We start from the raw sequence: 20855 nt of genomic DNA on the forward strand, positions 1-20855 counted from the left end.
CCCGAGGCGTCTCCGCGGCCCGAGCGCCCGGCGTCCGGTCGACGGGGCGGTCAGGCCCGACGCAGCTCGGGCAGCAGGCGGGTGGCCACGTCCGCCAGGACGGCCTCGTCGCCGGCGTACCAGCTGCTGGCCCGGGGCCAGTGTGTGATCACGTCGGTGAAGCCGAGGGCGGCGGCCCGGCCGACCTGCTCGGTGAAGAACCCGGCGCTGCGCAGCGAGAAGACCGGCGCGGAGTCGAGCGAGAGGTAGCGCGGAAGGGTGCCCGGGTCCCGGCCGGCCGCGGCGAGCGTCTCGTCCATCCGGGCGGAGACCTCGGCGACCCCACCCCACCAGCTCTCCAGGTCGTCCCCGCCGGGACCGGTGGTGACCCAGCCCTGCCCGAACCGCGCCACCAGGCGCATCGACCGGGGCCCGTTGGCGGCCATCACGAACGGCACCCGGGGCGTCTGGACGCAGCCCGGGTTGCTCCGCGCGTCCACGGCGGTGAACCACTCCCCCCGCCAGGTCGTGCCGTCCTCGCGGAGGATCAGGTCGAGCAGCTCGGTGAACTCCGCCAACCGGTCCACGCGCTGGCGCGGCGGCAGCGTCTCGCCACCGAGCACGGCCGAGTCGAAACCGATCCCGCCGGCGCCGAGGCCCAGCAGCAGCCGCCCGCCGGAGACGTCGTCGAGCGCGGTGACCTGCCGGGCGAACGCCGCCGGATGACGGAAGTTCGGCGAGGCGACCAGCGTGCCGAGCCGGATGCGGGAGGTCACCGTCGCGGCGGCGGTCAGCGTGCTCACCGAGTCGAACCAGGGCCCATCGACGAGGTCCCGCCAGCCCAGGTGGTCGTACGTCCAGGCGTGGTCGAAGCCCCACTCCTCCGCCTGCCGCCAGCGTCGCCGCGACTCGGACCAGCGCTGGTCGGGAAGGATCACGATGCCAATCCGCATGATCACCAGCCTAACCGCCGACGCACCCTGCGGCCGTCCGCTGCGCGGGCCCTTGACCATATATCGATCATCTGACTATCTTGACGCCCGTGACCGCGATGCGTGAGCCGACGTTCCTGATCCTCACCGCGCTCGCCGGCGGCCCACGGCACGGCTACGGCGTCATCCAGGAGGTCACCGCCCTCTCCGCCCGGCGCGTCACGCTGCTGCCGGGCACCCTCTACGCGGCGCTCGACCGGCTGCACGCGCAGGGGCTCGTCGCGCCCGACCGCGAGGAGACCGTCGACGGCCGGCTCCGGCGCTACTACCGCCTCACCCCCGAGGGCATCGCGGCCCTCGACGCCGAGACCACCCGGCTGCGCCAGCTCACCACCGCCGCCGAGACCCGGCTGCGCGCCCTGCGCCCCGGCACCGCCTGACCGCCACCGCTCACCCGCCAGCCCGCGCCCGCCCGGCTACCCCACCCGCGCCGCCCCGGGTCGCACGTCGGCCCGGGCCCGCACCACCCGCACACCCCAGCCGCACCGCCCCGCCGGTGCGTACCGATCGGAAGGAACGGCCATGCCGCCGACCGGCGACCCGCTCGCCCGCCGCTACCGGCGGCTGCTGCTCTGCCACCCCCGCGACTACCGGCGGGCCCGGGCCGACGAGATGGTCGGCGTCCTGCTGGACGCGGCACCGCCCGGCCGCACCCGCCCCACCGTCCGCGAGGCCGCCAACCTGATCCGGCACGGCCTGCGCTGCCGGCTGGGACGACCGGCCAGCCGGACCGTCGGGGTGTGGGCCACCCTCGCCGCCGTCATCTGCGGGCTGTTCACGGCCGCCCTCGCCACCCGGGCCGCCTGGGAGACCAGCCCACCGCAGCCCGGACGGGCCGAGACGGCCGGCGTCTTCGCCGCCGTGCTGCCCGGCCACGACCTTGGTGACGTCGACCCGGCGCCCGCGCTCTTCACCTTCTACAGCCAGCCGCTCACCGTGCGGTCGCTCGAAAACGTGCTCCTCGGTGACGGCGGCGAGTACCAGCGCAGCTCCGTCGTCGCCGTCGCGGCCGGCACACCCCGGATGCCCGCCGGCGAGACCCTCGCGCTGGCGCGGCGTCGCCTGCACGAGACCGGTTGGCAGGTGTACGAGCCGCTTTCCGACAGCACCCCCAGCTGCCCCGAGAAGACGTGCGCCACGCCCGTCACCAGCATCGGCACCACCCTGCTCGCCCGGCGCGGCGACACCGTCCTCGAACTCCACGTCACCTCCCCGCCGCCCGTCGACGGCAGTCACCTCTCGCTGGCCCTGAGCCGGACCACTCCGCCGGCCGTGCTGCCGGCCGGCATCGCCGGCGGCCTGCTCGGCGCGGGGATCGGCTGGCTGGTCTTCGGCTGGGCCAGCCGGCGCACCGAGGCGGCGCACCCGGCCCGGGGGGCGGTCGGCGTCCTGTTCGCGATCACCCTCTTCCTCTGGTGGACGCCCGTCCTGCTGACCGTCCCGCCCCTACTCCGGCACCACCTCGACGAACCGCACCCGACGTGGCACCCGCTGTGGGAGTGGCTCGGCCAGCCGGCGGCCTCGCTGCTGTTCGTGGTGGGCGCGGCGACCGCGCTGCTGGGGCTGGCGCTGGCCGCCGCCCCCCGGCGCGGCCCCGACCCGCTGCCCACCACCGGTTGACCGGCCCGGAGCGACGCGCCGACGTCGCCGGGCGTCGGTGTCGACGATCCCGCCGTCGTAAACCTCGGGATGTGGACCGTGTGCCGGGCCGGCCGCCACGGCCCGGCGAACTCCGGGGAGCCCGGCGAGTGGATCCGCCCGAGCACGGACCCCGCGCGTTCGGTGCCTCGCTCGCGGCCCAGGCGACCGATATCGGGTGGCTCCGGGCGCCCGCGGGGGCTAGAACGGTGGCCATGACCGACTCTGCCGGCATGGAAGCCGACGAGGTCCACGCCGTCCTGGCCGCGCTGGCCGCCGCCGGGTGCAGGGCATGGATCGGCGGCGGATGGGGGGTCGACGCCCTCGTCGGGCACCAGACCCGTACGCACCGCGACCTGGACCTGGCCATCGCCGTCGAACACGAAGCCGCGGCGCTACGGGCCCTCGGCCGGCTCGGCTACCTGGTCGAGACCGACTGGCGGCCGATCCGCGTGGAGGTCGTCGCCGCCGGGCGGGGCCGGGTCGACCTGCACCCGTTGACGTTCGACCAGGCCGGCGACGGCCACCAGGCCGGCCCCGACGGCGGCAGCTTCCGCTGGCCGAAGGACTGCTTCACCATCGGGTCGATCGCCGGTCGCCGGGTCGACTGCATCTCGGTGGCGCAGCAGCTCGTGTTCCACAGTGGCTACCAGCCGCGCGACGTCGACCGCGCCGACCTGGCCTGGCTGCACCGCCTCGCCACGTCCCCGGCGACCGGCGACGACCCGAAGGCCTGAGCCGACGGCTTCATCCCTTGAGCCACGACATGCGAGCGGATGGGAGGCGGCGACAGGGCCGGGCCGGATCGGTCCCGGCCCTGTAACTGCATATACTGTCGGTATGAGGCGTTTGGTGGTTTTGATGGGGCTTTCCCTCGTGCTGGTGACCGGTGCCGCAGTCGTGCGGTCGGCACCCGCGGTCGGCGCCTCGTTCGTCATCGCGCGGGCCCTGGAGACCGGGTTGGAGGTATCGGCCTCGGCATCGGTGAGCCTCGGGGGTGGTCGGCCGGGGGCGACCCCCAGCAGACAGCTGACTGCCGTCACGGTTCGCGACAGCCGGCCGGTCAACCCGAACACGTGGACGGCGACTGTCACGTCGACGGCTTTCACCACCGGCACCGGCACGTCGACGGCCACGATTCCGGCGAGCCAGCTCTCCTACTGGTCAGGGCCGGCCATCCGCTCCACCGGCGGGGGCAACCTGATCCCCGGGCAGCCGACCCGGCCGCAGGCTCAGACGCTCGCCGCACCCCGCGTCGCCTTCCGCAAGACCTCGGGCAACGCGAACAACCGGGTCACGTGGAGCCCGGGCCTGGTGCTCAATCTCCCGGCAACGGCGGTTTCCGGTCTCTACCGTGGCACCGTGACGCACTCGGTCTCCTGACACACCGCCCGAGCTGACGCCTGGCTGAGGTTTGCCCTGTCTCGTCCCATTTCGGCTGCTATAACCGGTACATGAAGAGAACCTCGGCACTCGTGCTGTGCCTCCCCGTCGCAGCGATCCTCGGCATCGCGGCACCGGCGGCCGCGCAGCCCTCAACCGACACCCAGGTCACGTTCACCGTCGCGACCGCCAACCTCAACATCGAGGCACCGACGTCGGTCAACCTCGGCTCCGCCTTTCCCGGGCAGGAACTGAGAGGCCCCATCGGTCCCGTGACCGTTCGCGACGACCGGGCCGCGGCGAGCGCCACCTGGGTCGCCTCCGTCGTCGCCAGCGACTTCGCCACGGGCACCGGCGAGCCGACCGAGATCATCCAGTCGCAGCTGGCGGAATACTGGTCCGGTCCCGCCACATCCAGCACCGGCACCGGCACCTTCGTGCCCGGCCAACCCACCCAGGAGCAGGCGATCACCCTCAACCAGCCACGCGTCGCCTTCTCCAAGACCTCCGGCTCCGGCAACAACACCGTCACCTGGACCCCGAGACTCATCCTCAGCATTCCCTCCGACGCGGTCGGGGGTCTCTACACCGGGACGGTGACCCATTCTGTGTCGTGACCGGCAGGCCGCACCGGCACTCGCCCTCGTCATCACCACACTGGTGCTGGCGGGGGCCCCCGCCGTCAGCGCGTCACCGACCCCTCCACCCCCGGCGCCGGAGACCGGTGTGGGCATCCGGCTCCTCGACGCACCGGTCAGCCGCCGCGACGACGCCCGCGCCCACCAGTACGTCGTCGACCACGTCAACCCCGGCACGACGATCAGGCGCCGGATCGTCGTGGCCAACCCGAGCCAGCTGAGGCAGGACGTGGCCGTGTACCCGGCCGCCGCCGCCGTCGAGAAGGACGAGTGGACCGTCGCCCCCGACCGTACGGCCAACGAGCTGTCGAGCTGGATCACCCTCGACCGCGACCACCTCGACCTCAAACCTGACCTTGAGACGACCGCCTGGGCCACCATCCGCGTACCCAAGGACGCCTCCGCCGGGGAGCGGTACGCGGTGATCTGGGCCGAAAGCGTCGCCCCACGCTCCGAGGGGCCCATTCGCGCCGTCAACCGCGTGGGAGTTCGTGTCTACCTGTCCGTCGGTCCCGGGGGCGAGCCTCCCTCCGACTTCACCATCAGCGGCATTGCCGGCACCCGCGCCCCGGACGGCACCGCCCTCCTCACCGCCCAGGTGGCCAACACAGGTAAACGCGCCCTCGACCTCGACGGCACACTCTCCCTGACCGACGGGCCGGACGGGCTCGGCACCGGACCGTTCAAGGTCGATGCCCCCACCCTCGCCATCGGCGCCACCACCAACCTCGCAGTCCCGGTCGGCCAGCACCTACCCAACGGTCCCTGGACCGCCGAGCTGAAGCTCGCCAGCGGCTGGACCAGACGCAACGCCACCGCCCGCGTGACCTTCACCCTCCCGGGCGCCACCAACCCCACGTCGGACGGGGACGGCAGCGGCGCGGTGCTCGTCGGCGGCCTCGCCACGTCGGCACTCGTGCTGGTCCTGCTGGTCAGCTACGCACGGCGTCAGCGCCGACTCGGCAACCGGCCCAGCACTCTGCGCTCCTGGTTTCCGACATCGCCACTCAACAGGGCATCCGACAGCCGCTGACCCAGCCACCTGCCACCGACCGAGCGCATTTCGGCGACTGCCCTCGTCCCGGCTCGACCTCGCAGGCAGAGCCGCCTCCTCCGACCGGAGCTTCGCGGCACTCGGCATCGTCCCTGCTCCGAAAAAAGTCGAAGGCCCTGGCGAGGACTCGCGTCCTGACCAGGGCCTTCGCACGTGGAGCGGGTGACGGGAATCGAACCCGCACTGTCAGCTTGGGAAGCTGATGTTCTGCCATTGAACTACACCCGCAGGCGGCATCACTGTACCTGAGTCGTCACGTCGGTGCACCCAGGTACCCCTCCGACGCCACCCGCTGCCGAGATCCTGCGACGGCTCGACCGCCGGAGGGCCCCCACTCACCAGGAACCCGCCGCCCGACGCGCGACCGCCCCGCCGCGACATGGGCTACGTCGTTCGACGCCGGACCGGCACCGCGAGTCGCGCGCCCGTGGCCGAGTGTCGATGGACGCCCACCCGCCACCAGGAGAAGTTTCCCCACGGCGACACATGGTCATTCTCAAATGCATCGATCGGTTGTAACGTCTGCCCAACGTTCTCAGCCACGGCGCGACATACCCCCTGTCGTGTCGCCAGAAAGAGGTGGGCCCATGGGACTCCGTCCCAACCTGCTGACCCGGCGTACGGCCGGTGTCGCGTCGACGACCCTCGCGCTGCTGCTCAGCACCGCAGCCGTGGGCGTCGTACCCGCCGCTTCGGCCTTCTCCGCCGCCCCGGCGGAGGTCTGCGTCGAACCGGCCGACGTCCACTCGGACGCCCGTGTCAAGCCGGGCGGCGGGGCCCAGCACGAGCCGAACGAGCTGACCCTCGCGGAGACCCGCGAGCGCGAGGCCGACCTAGCCGCTGCGCTGCGCGAGCGGGCCCGGTTCCGCGCCGGCGCGGGCGCCTCCACGATGGCCGCGACCGTCACCGTCCCGGTGGTGGTGCACGTGATCCAGGAGAACAGCACCCGCGCCGGCGGCAACATCCCCGACTCGATGGTCAACTCGCAGATCAGCGTGCTGAACCAGTCGTTCAGCGGGGCGACCGGCGGGGCGTCCACCGCGTTCAGCTTCCAGCTCCAGAAGATCAACCGGGTGACGAACCCGTCCTGGTACCCGATCGTGCAGGGCTCCTCGGCCGAGCGGTCGATGAAGACCTCGCTGCGTACGGGCGGCAAGAACACGCTCAACATCTACCTGGGCGAGCTGAGCGGCGGACTGCTCGGCTGGGCGACCTTCCCGACCCGGCAGCTCAACAGCATGGACGGCGTCGTGGTGCTGAACGAGTCGCTGCCGGCGGGCACCTCCACCAACTACAACCAGGGCGACACGGGCACCCACGAGGTCGGCCACTGGCTGAATCTCTACCACACCTTCCAGGGCGGCTGCTCCGGCTCGGGCGACAGCGTCAGCGACACCGCCGCCGAGGCGTCGCCGGCCTCCGGCTGCCCGACCGGACGGAACACCTGCACCGCGCCGGGCGTCGACCCGATCACCAACTTCATGGACTACAGCTACGACTCCTGCATGTACCAGTTCACCCCCGGGCAGGCCAGCCGCATGCTGACCGCCTGGAACGCGTACCGCGCGGCCTGATCCCGCCGTACGGCCCGACGGTGCCGGCCCCGGTCGACGGGGCCGGCACCGTCGTCTGTACGCACGGCCGGGCGGGGCGGGGCCGCGGTGCGGCGCCCGGACGGGGACGGCCCGGGACGCCGCACCGCGAGTCTCAGGCGGCCGGACGGGCGGCCTGGCCGGCGCGTGCCGACCGGGGCTCGGGCAGCACGGCGGCGCCGACCGCGGCCGCCTGGGGATCGAGCCACACCTGGACGGCGGGCCGGGCGTGCGTGTCGCCCGCGCCGCCCGCGACGCCGGGCTCGCGTCGGGCCAGCATCGCGACGTCGACGGTGAACTCGAAGACGCGCCAGTCGACCTGCGGCGCGGCCCGGTGGCCGTGGGCGAGCCGGGCGACCCGGGCCGGGTCGGTGACCGGCCGGGCGTGGCCGGCGACGTAGGCCTCGTCGTCGCTCTCCTCCGGCGGGAACGAGTGCAGCGCGTAGCGGCCGTCACGCTCCAGGTCGCGCCGCTTGGGCGAGTCGACGACGAAGCAGAAGAGCCCCTCGTCGGTGATCACCGGGGAGACGGGGTGCACCCGGGGCCCGCCGTCGGCGCGGACGGTGGCCAGGTAGCCGAAGCCCGGCCCGTACTGCTGCATGAGAAGGCGGATCCCGTCGGCGAGGCGGGGCTCGTCGGCGGCGAATTCGGACCAGGAAGCCATGCCGGCATTCTATCGAACAAATGTACGAAGGCGCACTCCGACACGCAGGTCACGCCCGCCGCTCGCTAAGGTGTTCCGATGCTGCTCTCCGACCGCGACCTGGCCTCCGAGATCGAGGCGGGCACGCTCGCGCTGGAGCCGTTCGAGCCCGCGCTGGTGCAACCGTCCAGCATCGACGTGCGCCTGGACAAGCTCTTCCGGGTCTTCAACAACCACCTCTACACCCACATCGACCCGGCGCAGCAGCAGGACGACCTGACCTCGATGGTCGAGGTGCCGGAGGGCGAGCCGTACGTGCTGCACCCGGGCGAGTTCGTGCTGGCCTCGACGCTGGAGGTGATCTCGCTCGGCGACCAGCTCGCCGGGCGGCTGGAGGGCAAGTCGAGCCTGGGCCGGCTCGGGCTGCTCACCCACTCCACGGCGGGCTTCATCGACCCGGGCTTCTCCGGTCACGTCACCCTCGAACTGTCCAACGTGGCGAACCTGCCGATCACCCTCTGGCCGGGCATGAAGATCGGTCAGCTCTGCATCTTCCGGCTCTCGTCGCCGGCCGAGCACCCCTACGGCTCGGCCGTCTACGGCTCGCGCTACCAGGGGCAGCGCGGCCCCACCCCGAGCCGTTCCTGGCAGCACTGGCGCACCTGGCCGACCCGCTGACCCGGCTTCGGGCATGAGGAAGGGCCCTCTGCCGCGCCGGAGCGGCGGGAAGAGGGCCCTTCCTGTCGCTCTCAGCCGGGTCGGCCGTAGCTGTGGATCGGGCCGTCGTCGACCTTCTTCATCCTGATCGGCACCCCGGCCCGGGAGGCGTGCACCACCCAGCCGCCGCCGACGTACATGCCCACGTGGTGCAGGTCGCTGTAGTAGAAGACCAGGTCACCCGGGCGCAGCTCGCCCCGGCTGACGGTGGCGGTGGCCCGGCGCTGCTGTGCGGCGTTGTGCGGCAGCGAGACCCCGGCCTTCGCCCAGGCGGCGAGCATCAGCCCGGAGCAGTCGTACGAGTTCGGGCCCTCGGCGCCCCAGACGTAGGGCTTGCCGATCTGGGCGCAGGCGAACTTCACGGCGGTGCCGGCCGCGCCGCCGGGATAGCTGGCCGGGCAGGGCGCGGGGCGCAGCGGCCCGCCGCCGCCGCTGCCGTAGATCCGCAGTCGCAGCTTCTGCAAGCGGTCGATCTCGGCGTTGATCTGCTTCTTCTTCGCGGCGAGCTGGGCCTCGGTCCGGCCGAGCTGGCCGACCATCTCGTCCAGCGGCGCCTTCTTGGCGGCCAGCCGGTCCCGCAGCTCGACGACCCGCCGCACGTCCTGCTGCTGGTGGTGGGCGAAGCGGTCGAGCAGTTCGAGCTGCCCGACCATCTCGCTCGGCGAGCGGCTGCCGAGCAGGGCGTTGACGGTGGAGAGGGTCTCGCCCTTGTAGGCGCGGACGGCCAGCGCGCCGACCTTCTCCATCGCCTGGTCGACCTGCTTCTCCAGCGGCTTGATCTGCGCGGCGAGGGCGTCGGCCTGCCTGCGCCTGGCGGCAAGGTCCTGGCGGGTGGCGTTGTGCCGTTCGATGACCGGTTCGAGCTCGTTCCAGTCCTCGTCGATCTGGCGCTCGATCTCGGCTACCGTCGGTTCGGCGTGGGCCGCCGTGGCGCCGCCGGTCAGTACGACGGCGAACGCGGCCAGGGCGGCCAGGGCGGTGGTGCAGCGGTACCAGCGTGGGCGCGGCGCAGCCGTCGTGGGGCCGGCGGGTACCGACCGTGCCGACGGTGGCCGCGGGGCATGGTGTGCCACCGGGGTCCGGACTCCTTCTTCCTCTCCGCCTACCGGGTTAGCTGACGGGTTCGGGCGGGAAGGGAACGCCCTACCGCAGAGGCTGCGGATTCACCCCGGAGAACCTGGGTCCCCGGCTCGCTCGGGAGCGACTCGGCGGTGTCGGACCGTCACCGCCCCGGATGGACGGAGTGTCACCGGCCGACGAAAGACCAGAGTAGAGACGGCCGTTATCGATCCGCAACCCTCCGGGACGTGACACTCCGTACTGACCTGGGTCGGGCAGAACCGCAACCCGGGCGACGAAAATTTCCTTCCTTCTGAAGTGTCTGACAGGAAGGTATTGACCGGAGGCGGCGGGCGGGGCGAAGGTGACCCATATTTTCCCGTCCGACCTGGGGGTCTGATGCACCTGTCAGCGACAACGAGGAGCAGACGCGTCCTGCTGGCCGCCGCCGTGGCCGCCGCCCTGGCGGCGACGCCGCTTGCCGGCGCCGGTTCCGCCACCGCCGCGCCGACGACCGATCGGCAGCAGCAGTACGCCGCCGCGGCCGCCGAGTACGGCGTGCCGGAGAGCGTTCTGCTCGGTGTCTCCTACCTGCAGTCCCGCTGGGACACCAACGCCGGCACGCCGAGCACCAGCGGCGGCTACGGACCCATGCACCTCACCGACGCCGAGCACGTGGCCGCCCTCTCCGGGGGCACCCACCACGACGAGGGCACCGAGGACCCGCGCGGCGACGACTCCCGTCGTTCCCTGGCCGAGGCGCACGAGCCGCCGGCCACCCCGCCTCCCGCCGAGGCCGCGCTGCGTACCGTCGACGCCGCCGCCGCGTTGACCGGCGCCAGCGAGGAGACGCTGCGGACGGACGTCACGGCGAACATCCGGGGCGGCGCGGCGCTGCTGGCCGCGTACCAGAAGGAGATCGGCGCCCCGGTCGGCGCCGGCACCGACCCGGCGGCCTGGTACGGCGCGGTCGCCCGGTACTCCGGCGCGGACAGCGCCGACGCCGCGGCGGCCTTCGCCAACGAGGTGTACGCGACCATCGCCACGGGCGACAGCCGGGTGACCGACGACGGGCAGCGGGTCACGCTGGCCGGCCGCGCGATCCAGCCGGACCGCTCCTGGCTGGACCGGCTGCGCCTGCGCAAGCTCACCCGGCCCGACGGGCTGGAGTGCCCGAGCGACATCTCCTGTGAGTGGATCCCGGCCCCCTACCAGCAGTACGGCCCGACGCTCGGCGACTACGGCAACCACGACCTCGCCGACCGGCCCGCGCAGCAGAAGATCGAGTACATCGTCATCCACGACACCGAGGGCTACTTCGGGCCGAGCGTCAACCTGGTCAAGGACCCGAAGCGGGTGGGCTGGCACTACACCCTGCGCTCGGTGGACGGCCACATCGCCCAGCACATCAAGACCAAGAACGTCGGCTGGCACGCCGGCAACTGGTACGTGAACTCCAAGTCCATCGGCCTGGAGCACGAGGGCTTCGCGGGGCACGGCACCTGGTACACCGAGGCGATGTACCGCACCTCCGCCAAGCTGGTCCGCCACCTGGCTCGGGCGTACAACATCCCGCTGGACCGCGACCACATCATCGGGCACGACAACGTCCCCGGCACCGTCGCCGCGAACGTGCGCGGCATGCACTGGGACCCGGGACCGTACTGGAACTGGTCGCACTACTTCGACCTGCTCAAGGCGCCGTTCTTCTCGACCGGCACGCACCGCACCGGACTGGTCACCATCGACCCGGACTTCGCCACCAACCAGCCGCCCTTCACCGGCTGCAACCGGCAGCCCCCGGGCGTGCCGAACCCGCCCCCGGCGACCGCCCCCTGTCCGCTGCGCGGCTCCTCGGCGCTGTTCCTGCACAACGCGCCGAGCCACGACGCGCCGCTGCTCAACGACATCGCGCTGCGACCCGACGGCACCCCGAACACCACGTACGTCTCCGACCACGGCGCCCGGGTCTCGGCCGGACAGACGTACGCGCTGGCCGAGGTGCGGGGCGACTGGACCGCGATCTGGTACCTCGGCCAGAAGGGGTGGTTCCACAACCCCGCCGCCAAACCGACGGCGAAGTGGTCCGTCGGGCTCGTCGCGAGCCCGAAGGCCGGTAAGGCCACCATTCCGGTGTACGGCCGGGCCTACCCGGAGCAGGCCGCGTACCCGGAGGGCGTGCCGTACCAGACGATCTCGCCGCTGCAGTACACCCTCTCGGCCGGCCAGCGGTACGCCGTCGGCAACCTGCTCCCCGGCGAGTACTACCGGGCGACCTCGTTCGACGGCTCCGCCCCGCACGACCGGACGGTCGTCCGCGGCGACAACAAGTACGTGCAGATCCAGTTCGGACACCGGATCATGTACGTCAACCGGGACGACGTGAACCTGGTGCCGTCCCCGCTGGGCGCGCCCCGCTGATCCCACCGCACGACGAGGGCCCCCGGTCGATCCGACCGGGGGCCCTCTCGTGATCGGTGCGGGGTCAGCCGGGCCTGCGGAACCCGGCCACCGGCATCGTGTTGATGCTGGAGACGTTGACCGGCTTGCCGGCCCGGGGGGCGTGCACCATCTTGTCGTTGCCCAGGTAGAGCCCGACGTGGTGCAGGTCGCTGAAGAAGAAGACCAGGTCGCCGGGGCGCGCCTCGGAGCGCGGGATGGCCTTGCCCTCGTTCCACTGCGCACCGGTGAAGTGCGTCAGGTGGATGCCCGCCGCCTTGTAGGCGTACTGGGTCAGACCGGAGCAGTCGAACGAGTTCGGGCCGGTGGCACCCCAGACGTACGGGTCGCCGACCTGGGCGCAGGCGGTCCTGATCGCGGTCCGGGCCGCGTCGCTGACCACGCCGTTGATGGTCGGGCACTTCTCCGTCTTGACGGTGGTCACCGGCAGCGACGCCTCGAGCTTCTTGATGTCGGCGTCGATCTGCTTCTTCTTAGCCGCCAGGTCGTTCTGCTGCTTCGTCTGCGTCTCGATCAACGCGTCGAGCTTCTGCTTCTCGGCGTCGTACTTCTCGCGGAGGTTGGTCACGCCCTGGAGCTGCCTGCGCTCGTGCGCGGCCAGCCGGTCCAGCAGGGTCAGCTGCTCGGTCAGCGTGTCGGGCTTGGCGCTGACCAGGAGCGCGCCGATCTCCTGGGACGGGCCGGAGATGTAGTAGCGGGAGGCGAGGTCGCCGACCCGGTCCATCGCCAGCTCGCTCTCCAGGGCCAGCGGCTGGATCTTCTTCTGGAGGTCCGCCGACTTCTTGCGGTTGACCTTGAGCTGCGCCCGCACCTTGTTGTACTGCTCGATGGTGGGCTCCAACTGCTCCCACTTCTTGTCGATCGCGGCCTCGATCTCGTCGACCGAGGGCTCGGCGTACGCGGGCGCGGCCAGCATGCCGGCACCGACCGCCGCCGCGGCGACCAGGGTGAGCAGACGGTGGGCGACCCGACGCAGGCCACCCGGACGAGCAGACCGTCCCGGTGCGTGACGATGAGGGGGCATGGTTGCCACCGGCACCGACTCCTTTTGCAACCCGACCGCCGGGCGCCTCGCGCGAGGGAAGAGGGGCGAGACAGACGACCCACAGCGGCCGGTGCCCAACACTAGGGAAGGCCGGCAGCGGAATCAAGGCGACCAACGTTCACATCACGCCTGCGCGACCGCCCGCGCACCGAGGGTGTCGCCGCGCCGGCCGACGATGGCGGTCAGCACGTCGTCGAGGGTGACCACGCCGAGGGGGTGGCGCCCGTCGCTGACCAGCACCATGTGCCGCCGCTCACGGCGCATCGACAGCAGCAGGTCGGCGAGCGTACGGTCCGGCGGCACCACCGCCAACGGCCGGTAGACCGCCGCCGGCACGGGGGCGCGGCGGGCGGCGCCCCCGTACCCGAGGACGTCCTTGACGTGCACGAAGCCGAGCACACGGCGGGTGTGCCGCTGCACCACCGGGAAGCGGGACCGCCCGGTCAGGGTGGCCAGCACCTCCAGCGAGGCGGGGGAGACGTCCTCGGCCACAGTGGTCACCGTGGACCACGGTTGCAGGGCGTCGGCGGCGGTCCGGCTGTGCAGCGCCAGCGCACCCGTGATGCGGGCGTGTTCCTCCGCGTCCAGCAGCCCCTCCGTACGCGCCTGCGACACCAGCCCGGCCAGCTCCTCGGCGGTGAAGACCGTCTTCACCGCCTCGGTCGCCTCGATCCGCCACAGCCCCAGCACCCGCCGGGACGCCCACTTCATCGCCAGCAGCAGCGGCTTGGTGGCCAGGCAGAACGCCAGCATCGCCGGGCCCAGCCAGAGCGCCGACGGCTCGGGCCCGGCCAGCGTGATGTTCTTCGGCACCATCTCGCCCACGACCGTGTGCAGGAAGACCACCACGGCGAGGGCGAGCACGAAGGCCATCGGGTGCACCGCCCGCTCCGGCAGCCGCGCCGCGTGGAACGCCGGCTCCAGCAGGTGCGCCAGGGCCGGCTCGGCGATCGCGCCCAGCCCCAGCGAGCAGACGGTGATGCCGAGCTGCGCCCCGGCGATCATCAGCGGGATCTGGTTCATCGCCGACAGCGCCCAGCGGGCCCGCCTGGAGTGGGCCGCCAACGGCTCCACCACGGTCCGCCGGGACGCGATCAGCGCGAACTCGCTGCCCACGAAGAACGCGTTGCCCAGCAGCAGCGCCACGGTGACCAGCAGTTCAGGCATCGCCGTCCGGCTCCTCCGGGCGGACCACCCGGACCTGTTCGATCCGGTGCCGCTCGACCTCGACCACGGTGAACCCGTACCCCGACTCCTCGACGGTCTCGCCGGCCAGCGGGATGTGTCCCAGCCGGGCCATCAGGAACCCGGCGAGCGTCTCGTACGGCCCCTCGGGCAGCCGGAACCCGGTCTGCTCGGCCAGCTCGTCGGAGCGCAGCATCCCGTCGACGAGGACGGTCCGCTCCCCACCCGGCACGGTCAGCTCGCCCGGCCCGAGATCCGCCACCGCGTCCGGGTCGAACTCGTCGGCGATCTCGCCGACCAACTCCTCCACCAGGTCCTCCGTGGTGACCACGCCGTCGGTGCCGCCGTACTCGTCGACGACGATGGCGAGGTCGGCCCCGGCTCGCCGGAGCGCGGCCAGCACCCCGTCGAGGTCCAGGCTCTCCGGCACGTACACCGGCTCGCGGGCCACCGAACCGACCGTGGTCGAGGCGCGCAGGGCCAGCGGCACGCCCAGCGCGTCGGGCACCCCCGCCACGCCGGTCACCAGGTCGAGGGTCTCCTCGTACACCGGGAACCGGGTGCGCCCGCTCCGCCGGGAGAGCGCCAGCAGCTCGGCCACCGTGGCGGTGGCCCGCAGCGCGACGACGTCGACCCGCGGGGTCATCGCCTCGGCGGCCCGCTTGTCGCCGAACCGGATGGTCCGGCGCAGCAGCATGGCGGTGTCCGGCGGCAGCGCCCCGGCCCGCGCCGAGATGGCCGCCAGCAGCCCCAGCTCCTCGGGTGAGCGGGCGCTGGCCAGCTCCTCCTGCGGCTCGACGCCCAGGAGCCGGACCAGGCGGTTCGCCGACTCGTTCAGCCCTCGGATCAGCCAGCCGAAGGCGCGGGAGAAGGCGCGCATCGGGCCGGCGGTGGCGAGGGCGGTGGGCATCGGCCGGGCCAGCGCGAGGTTCTTCGGCACCAGCTCGCCGAAGAGCATGGAGAGCAGGGTGGCCAGGGCCAGGGCGAGGAACGGGGTGAACCGGCCGGCGGCGTCCCCGGCGACCGGCCGCAGCAGCGGGGTGAAGAGGCGGGCCAGGGCGGGCTCGGCCAGGTAGCCCGTGAGCAGGGCCGTGAGGGTGATGCCGAGCTGCGCCCCGGAGAGCTGGAAGGAGAGTTCCCGCAGCGCCCGGCGTACGGTCGCGGCCCGGGCGTCGCCTGCGGTCACCCGCCGGTCGATCTCGGGGCGGTCCACGGTGACCAGGGCGAACTCGGCCGCGACGAAGAACGCGTTGCCGCCGGTCAGCAGGACGAAACCGACCAGGGGCAGCAGCGTGCTCAGCAACAGGCCATCGATGGTCGTCTCACCTCCGCGCGATTCTCGCACGGGTGGCGGCGCGGGGCACGGGCACGGAGCCCTGCCGGACCCGCCCGGCCCGGCTACCGTCGGGGCATGGCCCCGCTCACCCTCGCCCACGAACTGGCCCTGCTCGGCTACGACGACGCGGGCGTCAACCAACTCGGCCGGCCGACGCTGGACTACGGCCTGGCCGGCGCGCTGCTGCTGGAGCTCGCGCTCGCCGACCGGATCGAGGTCGCCGACGGCCGGCTGGTGGTGACCGATCCGACCCCCGTCGGGCAGCCGCAGCTCGACGACGCGCTCGCCCGGATCGCCGCCGACGAGAAGCGGCGCAAGCCGCAGGAGTGGATCAGCCGGCTCGTCAAGAACCTGCCCGAGCAGGTGCTCGACGGGTTGGTCTCCACCGGAGTGCTCCGCCGCGAGGCGGACAAGGTGCTCTGGGTCTTCCCGCGGACCCGCTATCCCTCCTCGACCGGCGCGGAGCCGGCGGTGGAGACGCAGGCCCGGCAGCGGATGCTCGCCGCCGTGGCCGGCGAGGGCCCGGTGGACGGGCGGACGGCCGCGCTCGTCGGCCTCGCCCGGGCCGTCGGCCTGGACCGCAAGCTCTTCAAGGAGCTGCCGAAGCAGCACGTCAAGCGCCGGCTGACCGAGATCGCCGCCGGCGACTGGGCGTCGGCGGCGACCCGGAAGGCGATCGAGGAGACGCAGGCGGCCGTGCTGATCGCCACCACGACGGCCACGACCGTCACCGTCATCACCACCACGTCCTCCTGAACGCCGACGGCGGCGGCACCTCGATGAGGTGCCGCCGCCGTCGGGCGTCGCAGGGGGTACGCGTCAGCCGGCGACCGGCAGCCGCTCGGTGTCGGTGCCGCCGGGCGCCTGCTCGGGCTTGACCGAGCGGAGCAGCACGCTGGCCACGTCGACCACCTCGACCTGCTCCCCGGCGTCCTTGCCGTTGACGCCGTCGTTGAGCATCGTCGAGCAGAACGGGCAGCCGACCGCGACCGTCTTCGCCCCGGTGGACATGGCCTCCTCGACCCGGTCCACGTTGATCCGCTTGCCGATCTTCTCCTCCATCCACATCCGGGCGCCGCCGGCACCGCAGCAGAAGGAGCGCTCGCTGTTGCGGGGCATCTCGGTGAGCTCGCCGGAGATGGCCTTTCCCAGCACCTCGCGCGGCGGGGCGAAGACCCGGTTGTGCCGGCCCAGGTAGCAGGGGTCGTGGTAGGTGACGCCGCCGTCGACCGGCTGCACCGGGGTGAGCTTGCCGGTGGCGACCAGGTGCGCCAGGAGCTGGGTGTGGTGGACCACCTCGAACTCGCCGCCGAGCTGGCCGTACTCGTTGCCCAGCGTGTTGAAGCAGTGCGGGCAGGTGGCGACGATCTTCCGCTTGCTCTTCTCCCGGCCCTCGAACGCCTCGTTGAGGGTCTCGACGTTCTGCTGGGCGAGCATCTGGAAGACGAACTCGTTGCCGATGCGGCGGGCCGGGTCGCCGGAGCAGGTCTCGCCCTCGCCGAGGATCGCGAACTTCACGCCCGCCTCGTTGAGCAGCGTGGCGACCGCCCGGGTGGTCTTCTTGGCCCGGTCCTCGAACGCGCCGGCGCAGCCGACCCAGAAGAGGTACTCGAAGTCCTCGACCTCGCCGACCCGCGGCACCTCGAAGTCCAGGCCCTTGGTCCAGTCCTCGCGGGTGTTCTGCGGGGCGCCCCACGGGTTGCCCTTGTTCTCCAGGTTGCGCAGCATCACGCCGGCCTCCGACGGGAAGCTCGACTCGATCAGCACCTGGTAGCGGCGCATGTCGACGATGTGGTCGACGTGCTCGATGTCGACCGGGCACTGCTCGACGCAGGCGCCGCAGGTGGTGCAGGACCAGAGCACGTCCGGGTCGATGACGCCGCCCTCCTCGGCGGTGCCGATCAGCGGCTTCTCGGCCTCGGCGAGCGCGAGGACGTCGACGTGGGCGAGCTGCGCGGCGGTGGCCTTCTCCTCGCCGGTCAGGTCCTTGCCGCCGCCGGCCAGCAGGTAGGGCGCCTTGGCGTACGCGTGGTCGCGCAGGCTCAGCACGAGCAGCTTCGGCGACAGCGGCTTGCCGGTGTTCCAGGCCGGGCACTGCGACTGGCAGCGACCGCACTCGGTGCAGGTGCTGAAGTCCAGCAGGCCCTTCCAGCTGAACTGCTCGACCTGGGCGACGCCGAACTGGTCCTTCTCCGGGTCGGCCTCCTCGAAGTCCAGCGGCTTGCCCTGGCTCGTCATCGGGCGCAGCGCGCCGAGGCCGGAGACGTCGGCGCCCGGGTCGCGCTTGAAGAAGATGTTGAAGAAGGCCAGGAAGCGGTGCCAGGCGACGCCCATCGTGACGTTCAGCGCGATCACGATGAGCCAGGTCATCGAAATCACGATCTTGATGAGCGCGGCGATGCTGACGCCGGCCTCCCAGTTCGGCAGCACCGCGCCGACGGCGTGGCTGAGCGGGGTGGCCCAGACCGGGTACTCGAAGTGGTCGGTGGCGACCTTGAAGCCCCGGATGACGAAGCCCATGACCAGTACGGCGAGGATGATGCCCTCGACGAAGTAGCCCTGCCACATGGTCGAGCCGGTGAACCGGGAGCGCCCGCCCGGCCGGGTGGGCCGGTTGCGGAGCCGGATCGCGATCAGCACCAGGATGCTGACGAGTCCCAGGATCGCGAGCCACTCGGTGACCAGCCCGTAGATCGCCCAGCCGCCGATCAGCGGCAGCCCGCCCGTCGGGGAGACGACCTCGAAGTACGCCTCCAGCACCAGCAGCGACAGCACGATGAAGCCGACCATCACGAACCAGTGCGCCGCGCCCACCACGCCCCAGCGGAGCATCCGGGTGTGCCCGGCGGTCTCGACCAGCATGGTCCTGGCGCGGGTGCCCTTGTCGCCGGTGCGGGACGGATCCGGCTGACCGAGCCGGATGACGGCCACCATCTTCATGACCGCGCGTACCGCAAGCCACACCGCCACGGCGGTGATGGCGAACGCGAGGATCGTGGTGACGATCTGGACGCTGCCCATCGAGTTGGCCTCCCGGTCTGCTGCCTGTCGAGCGGCTCGGCGACCGGGGCCGGCTCAGGGCGCGATCGGCGAGCCGCCGCTGCCGCACCCTCGACCGGACCGGTCGATGACCTCGCTCCGCTCGGTCATGCAATGCAGCCTACGCGCAAGGTTACCCAGCGGTAACGTGAGACATCTCGCACCAGGCCGCGCCGCCCTGCGCACACCATAGGGCGCGGCGGCACGACTCGCCGATCAGGGGCGCCAGCGAGTGACGTGGATTGCCGACCGGCCGCCACGGGACCGGTCCCGGCGCGCCGTGGCCGTCGGCGGCCGCCCCGTCGCACCACGGGGTCCCCGCCGCCGGACCGGCGGCGGGGTGGCGGCGGCGCTCAGCGCCAGCGGGAGAGCAGGATCAGGGAGGCGACCATCGCGCCGAAGCCCACCGCGAGGTTCCAGTAACCCCACGCCATGACCGGGTACTCCTGCTCGGAGAGGTAGTAGACCACCAGCCAGCCGATGCCGAAGACGATCAGGGCGACGGCCGAGACCGGCAGCCAGACCGGGCTAGGCTTGCGCGTCGCCGCCGTCGCCGTCGGACGGACGTCCGTCGGCGGGGTGTACACCTTCTTCTTGCGGACCTGAGACTTGGGCACGACGCTCTCCAGAGGGGTTACGACCTCGTCCGGCCTGACAACCGGGCGCGGGGGCGACGGTCCATGGCCAATAATGTTCGACAGCTAGCGTAGTCCCGAAGGCCCGTGCAATCCACGAATAGGGTGAGGCCGGTACACGGGGTGACCGAAATAGGCGGGACTGTTCGGGTCGCCGCGGCGGCTCGCGCCGCCGCGGGCTGAACCAGACGACGGGGAAGGAACGCTCGGTGGAGTACACATCCGGCGCGGCCTCCTGGCAGAAGGTGCTCCGGCGGGCGGTCGCCGGGCTGCTGCCTCGGCGACCACGGCAGCGACGACCGGGCTGGTCGATCGGGGTGCCGCTGATCGCCGCCGCGGCCGGTTTGCTCTTCACCACCACCGCGACCACCGCCGGCGGCACCGCCCTGCGCGAGGACCGCCGCCCCCAGCTCAACCAGTTGATCGAGGACCGGCGCGCGGAGGTGGCGGCCAGCGAACGGCGGGCGGGCGACCTGCGCGACGAGGTCGAGGGGCGCACCACGGCGCTGGCCCGCTCCGACGGCCCGATCAAGGAGCAGCAGGACCGGGCGGCCGCCAGCCGCAACGCCGCGGGCTTCACCGCGCTCGCGGGTCCCGGGGTGACGGTGGAACTCAACGACGCCCCCCGGCGCAACGACGGCGCCCTGCCCCCCGGGGCGACCAACGACGACCTGGTCGTGCACCAGGGAGACGTGCAGGCAGTGGTCAACGCCCTCTGGGCGGGCGGCGCCGAGGCCATGTCCATCATGAACGTCCGCGTGCTGTCGACCAGCGCGGTACGCTGCGTGGGTAACACCCTGCTGCTGCACGGCCGGGTGTACTCCCCACCATTCAAGATCGTAGCAATCGGCGACCCCGCGGCTCTGCAGCGGGCTCTCGCCGACTCTCAGGGAGTCCGGTTGTTCAGGGACCTGGTCGACGACTACAAGCTCGGCTACAAGGAGACCGTCTCCTCGGTGACCGTGCCGGCGTTCGAGGACTCGACCACCCTCCGCTCGGCGACGGTGCCCCGGTGAGCCGCGCGCCGGACGACTGGCCCGGGGAACGCGACGCCCGCCACCGGGACGAGGGTGACGCGCCGACCGCGTTCCTGCCCAAGGTCGACCGGCCCGGGTCCACCCCGGCCCGTCCCGCCGCGCCCGGCGCCTGGCCCGAGCCGACGCTGCCGCCCCGCTCCCCACAGCCCCGCCCGTCGCGCGGTCCCGAGCCGGCGGCCGGAGCCGGTCGTACGCCCGACGGGCCCCTCACCGGGCGGCAGCGGGCCTTTCCCGACGCCGCCCGGGCGACACCGGAGCCCGGCCGGCCCGCGAACCCCGGCTGGTTCGCCCCGCCCGCCGAACAGCCCCGCTCCACGACCAACCCGACCCGGCCCACCGGTCCCGGCCGCCCCGGCCCGCCGGCCGGGACCGGCACCGGGGCCCCGCCGCCGTGGCCGGGCACCGGCCCGGTCCGGCCGGCCG

Annotated in this window: 19 protein-coding genes, 1 tRNA gene, 1 pseudogene and 1 riboswitch; of the genes and pseudogenes, 12 read left to right on the forward strand and 9 right to left on the reverse strand. The window is 72.6% G+C overall.

What is annotated here, in order from left to right:
* Positions 1-50: 50 nt before the first annotated feature.
* Positions 51-938, reverse strand: coding sequence for an LLM class flavin-dependent oxidoreductase (locus V6V16_RS05885; RefSeq protein ID WP_334560164.1), 888 nt, complete (start codon positions 936-938; stop codon positions 51-53).
* 92 nt (positions 939-1030) lie between these two features.
* Between V6V16_RS05885 and V6V16_RS05890 the strand changes: the two genes are divergently transcribed.
* The 6 genes from V6V16_RS05890 to V6V16_RS05915 all read left to right on the forward strand — a co-directional run bounded on the left by V6V16_RS05890 (position 1031) and on the right by V6V16_RS05915 (position 5663).
* The gene (locus tag V6V16_RS05890) at positions 1031-1351 is read left to right on the forward strand and encodes a PadR family transcriptional regulator (protein WP_334560212.1); all 321 of its coding nucleotides are present in this window, start codon (positions 1031-1033) and stop codon (positions 1349-1351) included.
* A 142-nt stretch (positions 1352-1493) separates the two neighbouring features.
* Positions 1494-2591, forward strand: a complete 1098-nt coding sequence (locus tag V6V16_RS05895; RefSeq protein WP_334560166.1) for a hypothetical protein — start codon at positions 1494-1496, stop codon at positions 2589-2591.
* 233 nt (positions 2592-2824) lie between these two features.
* Positions 2825-3346, forward strand: a complete 522-nt coding sequence (locus V6V16_RS05900; protein ID WP_334560167.1) for a nucleotidyltransferase domain-containing protein — start codon at positions 2825-2827, stop codon at positions 3344-3346.
* A 103-nt stretch (positions 3347-3449) separates the two neighbouring features.
* Positions 3450-3992: a hypothetical protein gene (locus V6V16_RS05905; protein WP_334560169.1), complete on the forward strand. Its 543-nt coding sequence runs from the start codon at positions 3450-3452 to the stop codon at positions 3990-3992.
* Between the two features lie 71 nt (positions 3993-4063).
* Entirely contained in the window at positions 4064-4609 is a 546-nt protein-coding gene (locus V6V16_RS05910) for a hypothetical protein (RefSeq protein WP_334560171.1), read from the forward strand.
* A 109-nt stretch (positions 4610-4718) separates the two neighbouring features.
* Positions 4719-5663, forward strand: coding sequence for a hypothetical protein (locus tag V6V16_RS05915; RefSeq protein WP_334560173.1), 945 nt, complete (start codon positions 4719-4721; stop codon positions 5661-5663).
* 175 nt (positions 5664-5838) lie between these two features.
* Here the strand turns inward: V6V16_RS05915 and V6V16_RS05920 are convergent.
* Positions 5839-5912, reverse strand: a tRNA-Gly gene (locus V6V16_RS05920).
* A gap of 359 nt (positions 5913-6271) precedes the next feature.
* On the opposite strand from V6V16_RS05920, the gene V6V16_RS05925 reads away from it, so the two are divergent.
* The gene (locus tag V6V16_RS05925; protein ID WP_334560174.1) at positions 6272-7258 is read left to right on the forward strand and encodes a zinc metalloprotease; all 987 of its coding nucleotides are present in this window, start codon (positions 6272-6274) and stop codon (positions 7256-7258) included.
* A gap of 133 nt (positions 7259-7391) precedes the next feature.
* On the opposite strand, the gene V6V16_RS05930 is transcribed toward V6V16_RS05925, so the two are convergent.
* Positions 7392-7940, reverse strand: a complete 549-nt coding sequence (locus V6V16_RS05930; RefSeq protein ID WP_334560177.1) for a pyridoxamine 5'-phosphate oxidase family protein — start codon at positions 7938-7940, stop codon at positions 7392-7394.
* 78 nt (positions 7941-8018) lie between these two features.
* Between V6V16_RS05930 and dcd the strand changes: the two genes are divergently transcribed.
* Positions 8019-8597: a dCTP deaminase gene (dcd, locus tag V6V16_RS05935; protein ID WP_089002718.1), complete on the forward strand. Its 579-nt coding sequence runs from the start codon at positions 8019-8021 to the stop codon at positions 8595-8597.
* Positions 8598-8668: 71 nt separating this feature from the next.
* Here dcd and V6V16_RS05940 read toward each other — a convergent pair whose 3' ends face one another.
* Positions 8669-9709, reverse strand: a complete 1041-nt coding sequence (locus V6V16_RS05940) for a C40 family peptidase (RefSeq protein ID WP_334560182.1) — start codon at positions 9707-9709, stop codon at positions 8669-8671.
* A gap of 12 nt (positions 9710-9721) precedes the next feature.
* A riboswitch (cyclic di-AMP (ydaO/yuaA leader) is annotated at positions 9722-9857 on the reverse strand.
* A gap of 237 nt (positions 9858-10094) precedes the next feature.
* Between V6V16_RS05940 and V6V16_RS05945 the strand changes: the two genes are divergently transcribed.
* A complete protein-coding gene (locus tag V6V16_RS05945) occupies positions 10095-12116 on the forward strand; it encodes an N-acetylmuramoyl-L-alanine amidase (protein WP_334560186.1) in 2022 nt (673 codons plus the stop codon).
* Between the two features lie 64 nt (positions 12117-12180).
* Here the strand turns inward: V6V16_RS05945 and V6V16_RS05950 are convergent, their stop codons facing one another.
* The 3 genes from V6V16_RS05950 to V6V16_RS05960 all read right to left on the reverse strand — a co-directional run bounded on the left by V6V16_RS05950 (position 12181) and on the right by V6V16_RS05960 (position 15673).
* A complete protein-coding gene (locus V6V16_RS05950) occupies positions 12181-13194 on the reverse strand; it encodes a C40 family peptidase (protein ID WP_334560188.1) in 1014 nt (337 codons plus the stop codon).
* 129 nt (positions 13195-13323) lie between these two features.
* The gene (locus V6V16_RS05955) at positions 13324-14367 is read right to left on the reverse strand and encodes a hemolysin family protein (protein WP_334560190.1); all 1044 of its coding nucleotides are present in this window, start codon (positions 14365-14367) and stop codon (positions 13324-13326) included.
* Positions 14360-15673 (reverse strand): hemolysin family protein, encoded by a 1314-nt coding sequence (locus V6V16_RS05960; RefSeq protein WP_334560214.1) that lies wholly within the window; start codon positions 15671-15673, stop codon positions 14360-14362. Before V6V16_RS05960 ends, V6V16_RS05955 begins: the two co-directional genes overlap by 8 nt.
* Positions 15674-15796: 123 nt before the next feature.
* Here V6V16_RS05960 and V6V16_RS05965 point away from each other — a divergent pair, with 123 nt between their 5' ends.
* Positions 15797-16477 (forward strand): GOLPH3/VPS74 family protein, encoded by a 681-nt coding sequence (locus V6V16_RS05965; protein WP_334560192.1) that lies wholly within the window; start codon positions 15797-15799, stop codon positions 16475-16477.
* A gap of 63 nt (positions 16478-16540) precedes the next feature.
* Here the strand turns inward: V6V16_RS05965 and V6V16_RS05970 are convergent, their stop codons facing one another.
* Positions 16541-18742 carry a (Fe-S)-binding protein gene (locus tag V6V16_RS05970; RefSeq protein ID WP_334560195.1) on the reverse strand — a complete coding sequence of 734 codons (2202 nt, stop codon included), beginning with the start codon at positions 18740-18742 and terminating at the stop codon, positions 16541-16543.
* 371 nt (positions 18743-19113) lie between these two features.
* A complete protein-coding gene (locus V6V16_RS05975; protein ID WP_089002723.1) occupies positions 19114-19377 on the reverse strand; it encodes a cell division protein CrgA in 264 nt (87 codons plus the stop codon).
* A 227-nt stretch (positions 19378-19604) separates the two neighbouring features.
* Here V6V16_RS05975 and V6V16_RS05980 point away from each other — a divergent pair, with 227 nt between their 5' ends.
* Together V6V16_RS05980 and V6V16_RS05985 are read left to right on the forward strand one after the other, a co-directional pair.
* Positions 19605-20411 (forward strand): DUF881 domain-containing protein, encoded by an 807-nt coding sequence (locus V6V16_RS05980; protein WP_334560197.1) that lies wholly within the window; start codon positions 19605-19607, stop codon positions 20409-20411.
* Positions 20408-20855, forward strand: a pseudogene (locus tag V6V16_RS05985) (hypothetical protein); the annotation flags it as partial. The gene V6V16_RS05980 and the pseudogene V6V16_RS05985, both read left to right, overlap by 4 nt.

This window comes from Micromonospora sp. CPCC 205561 (assembly GCF_036906775.1).
Taxonomy (GTDB): Bacteria; Actinomycetota; Actinomycetes; order Mycobacteriales; family Micromonosporaceae; genus Micromonospora.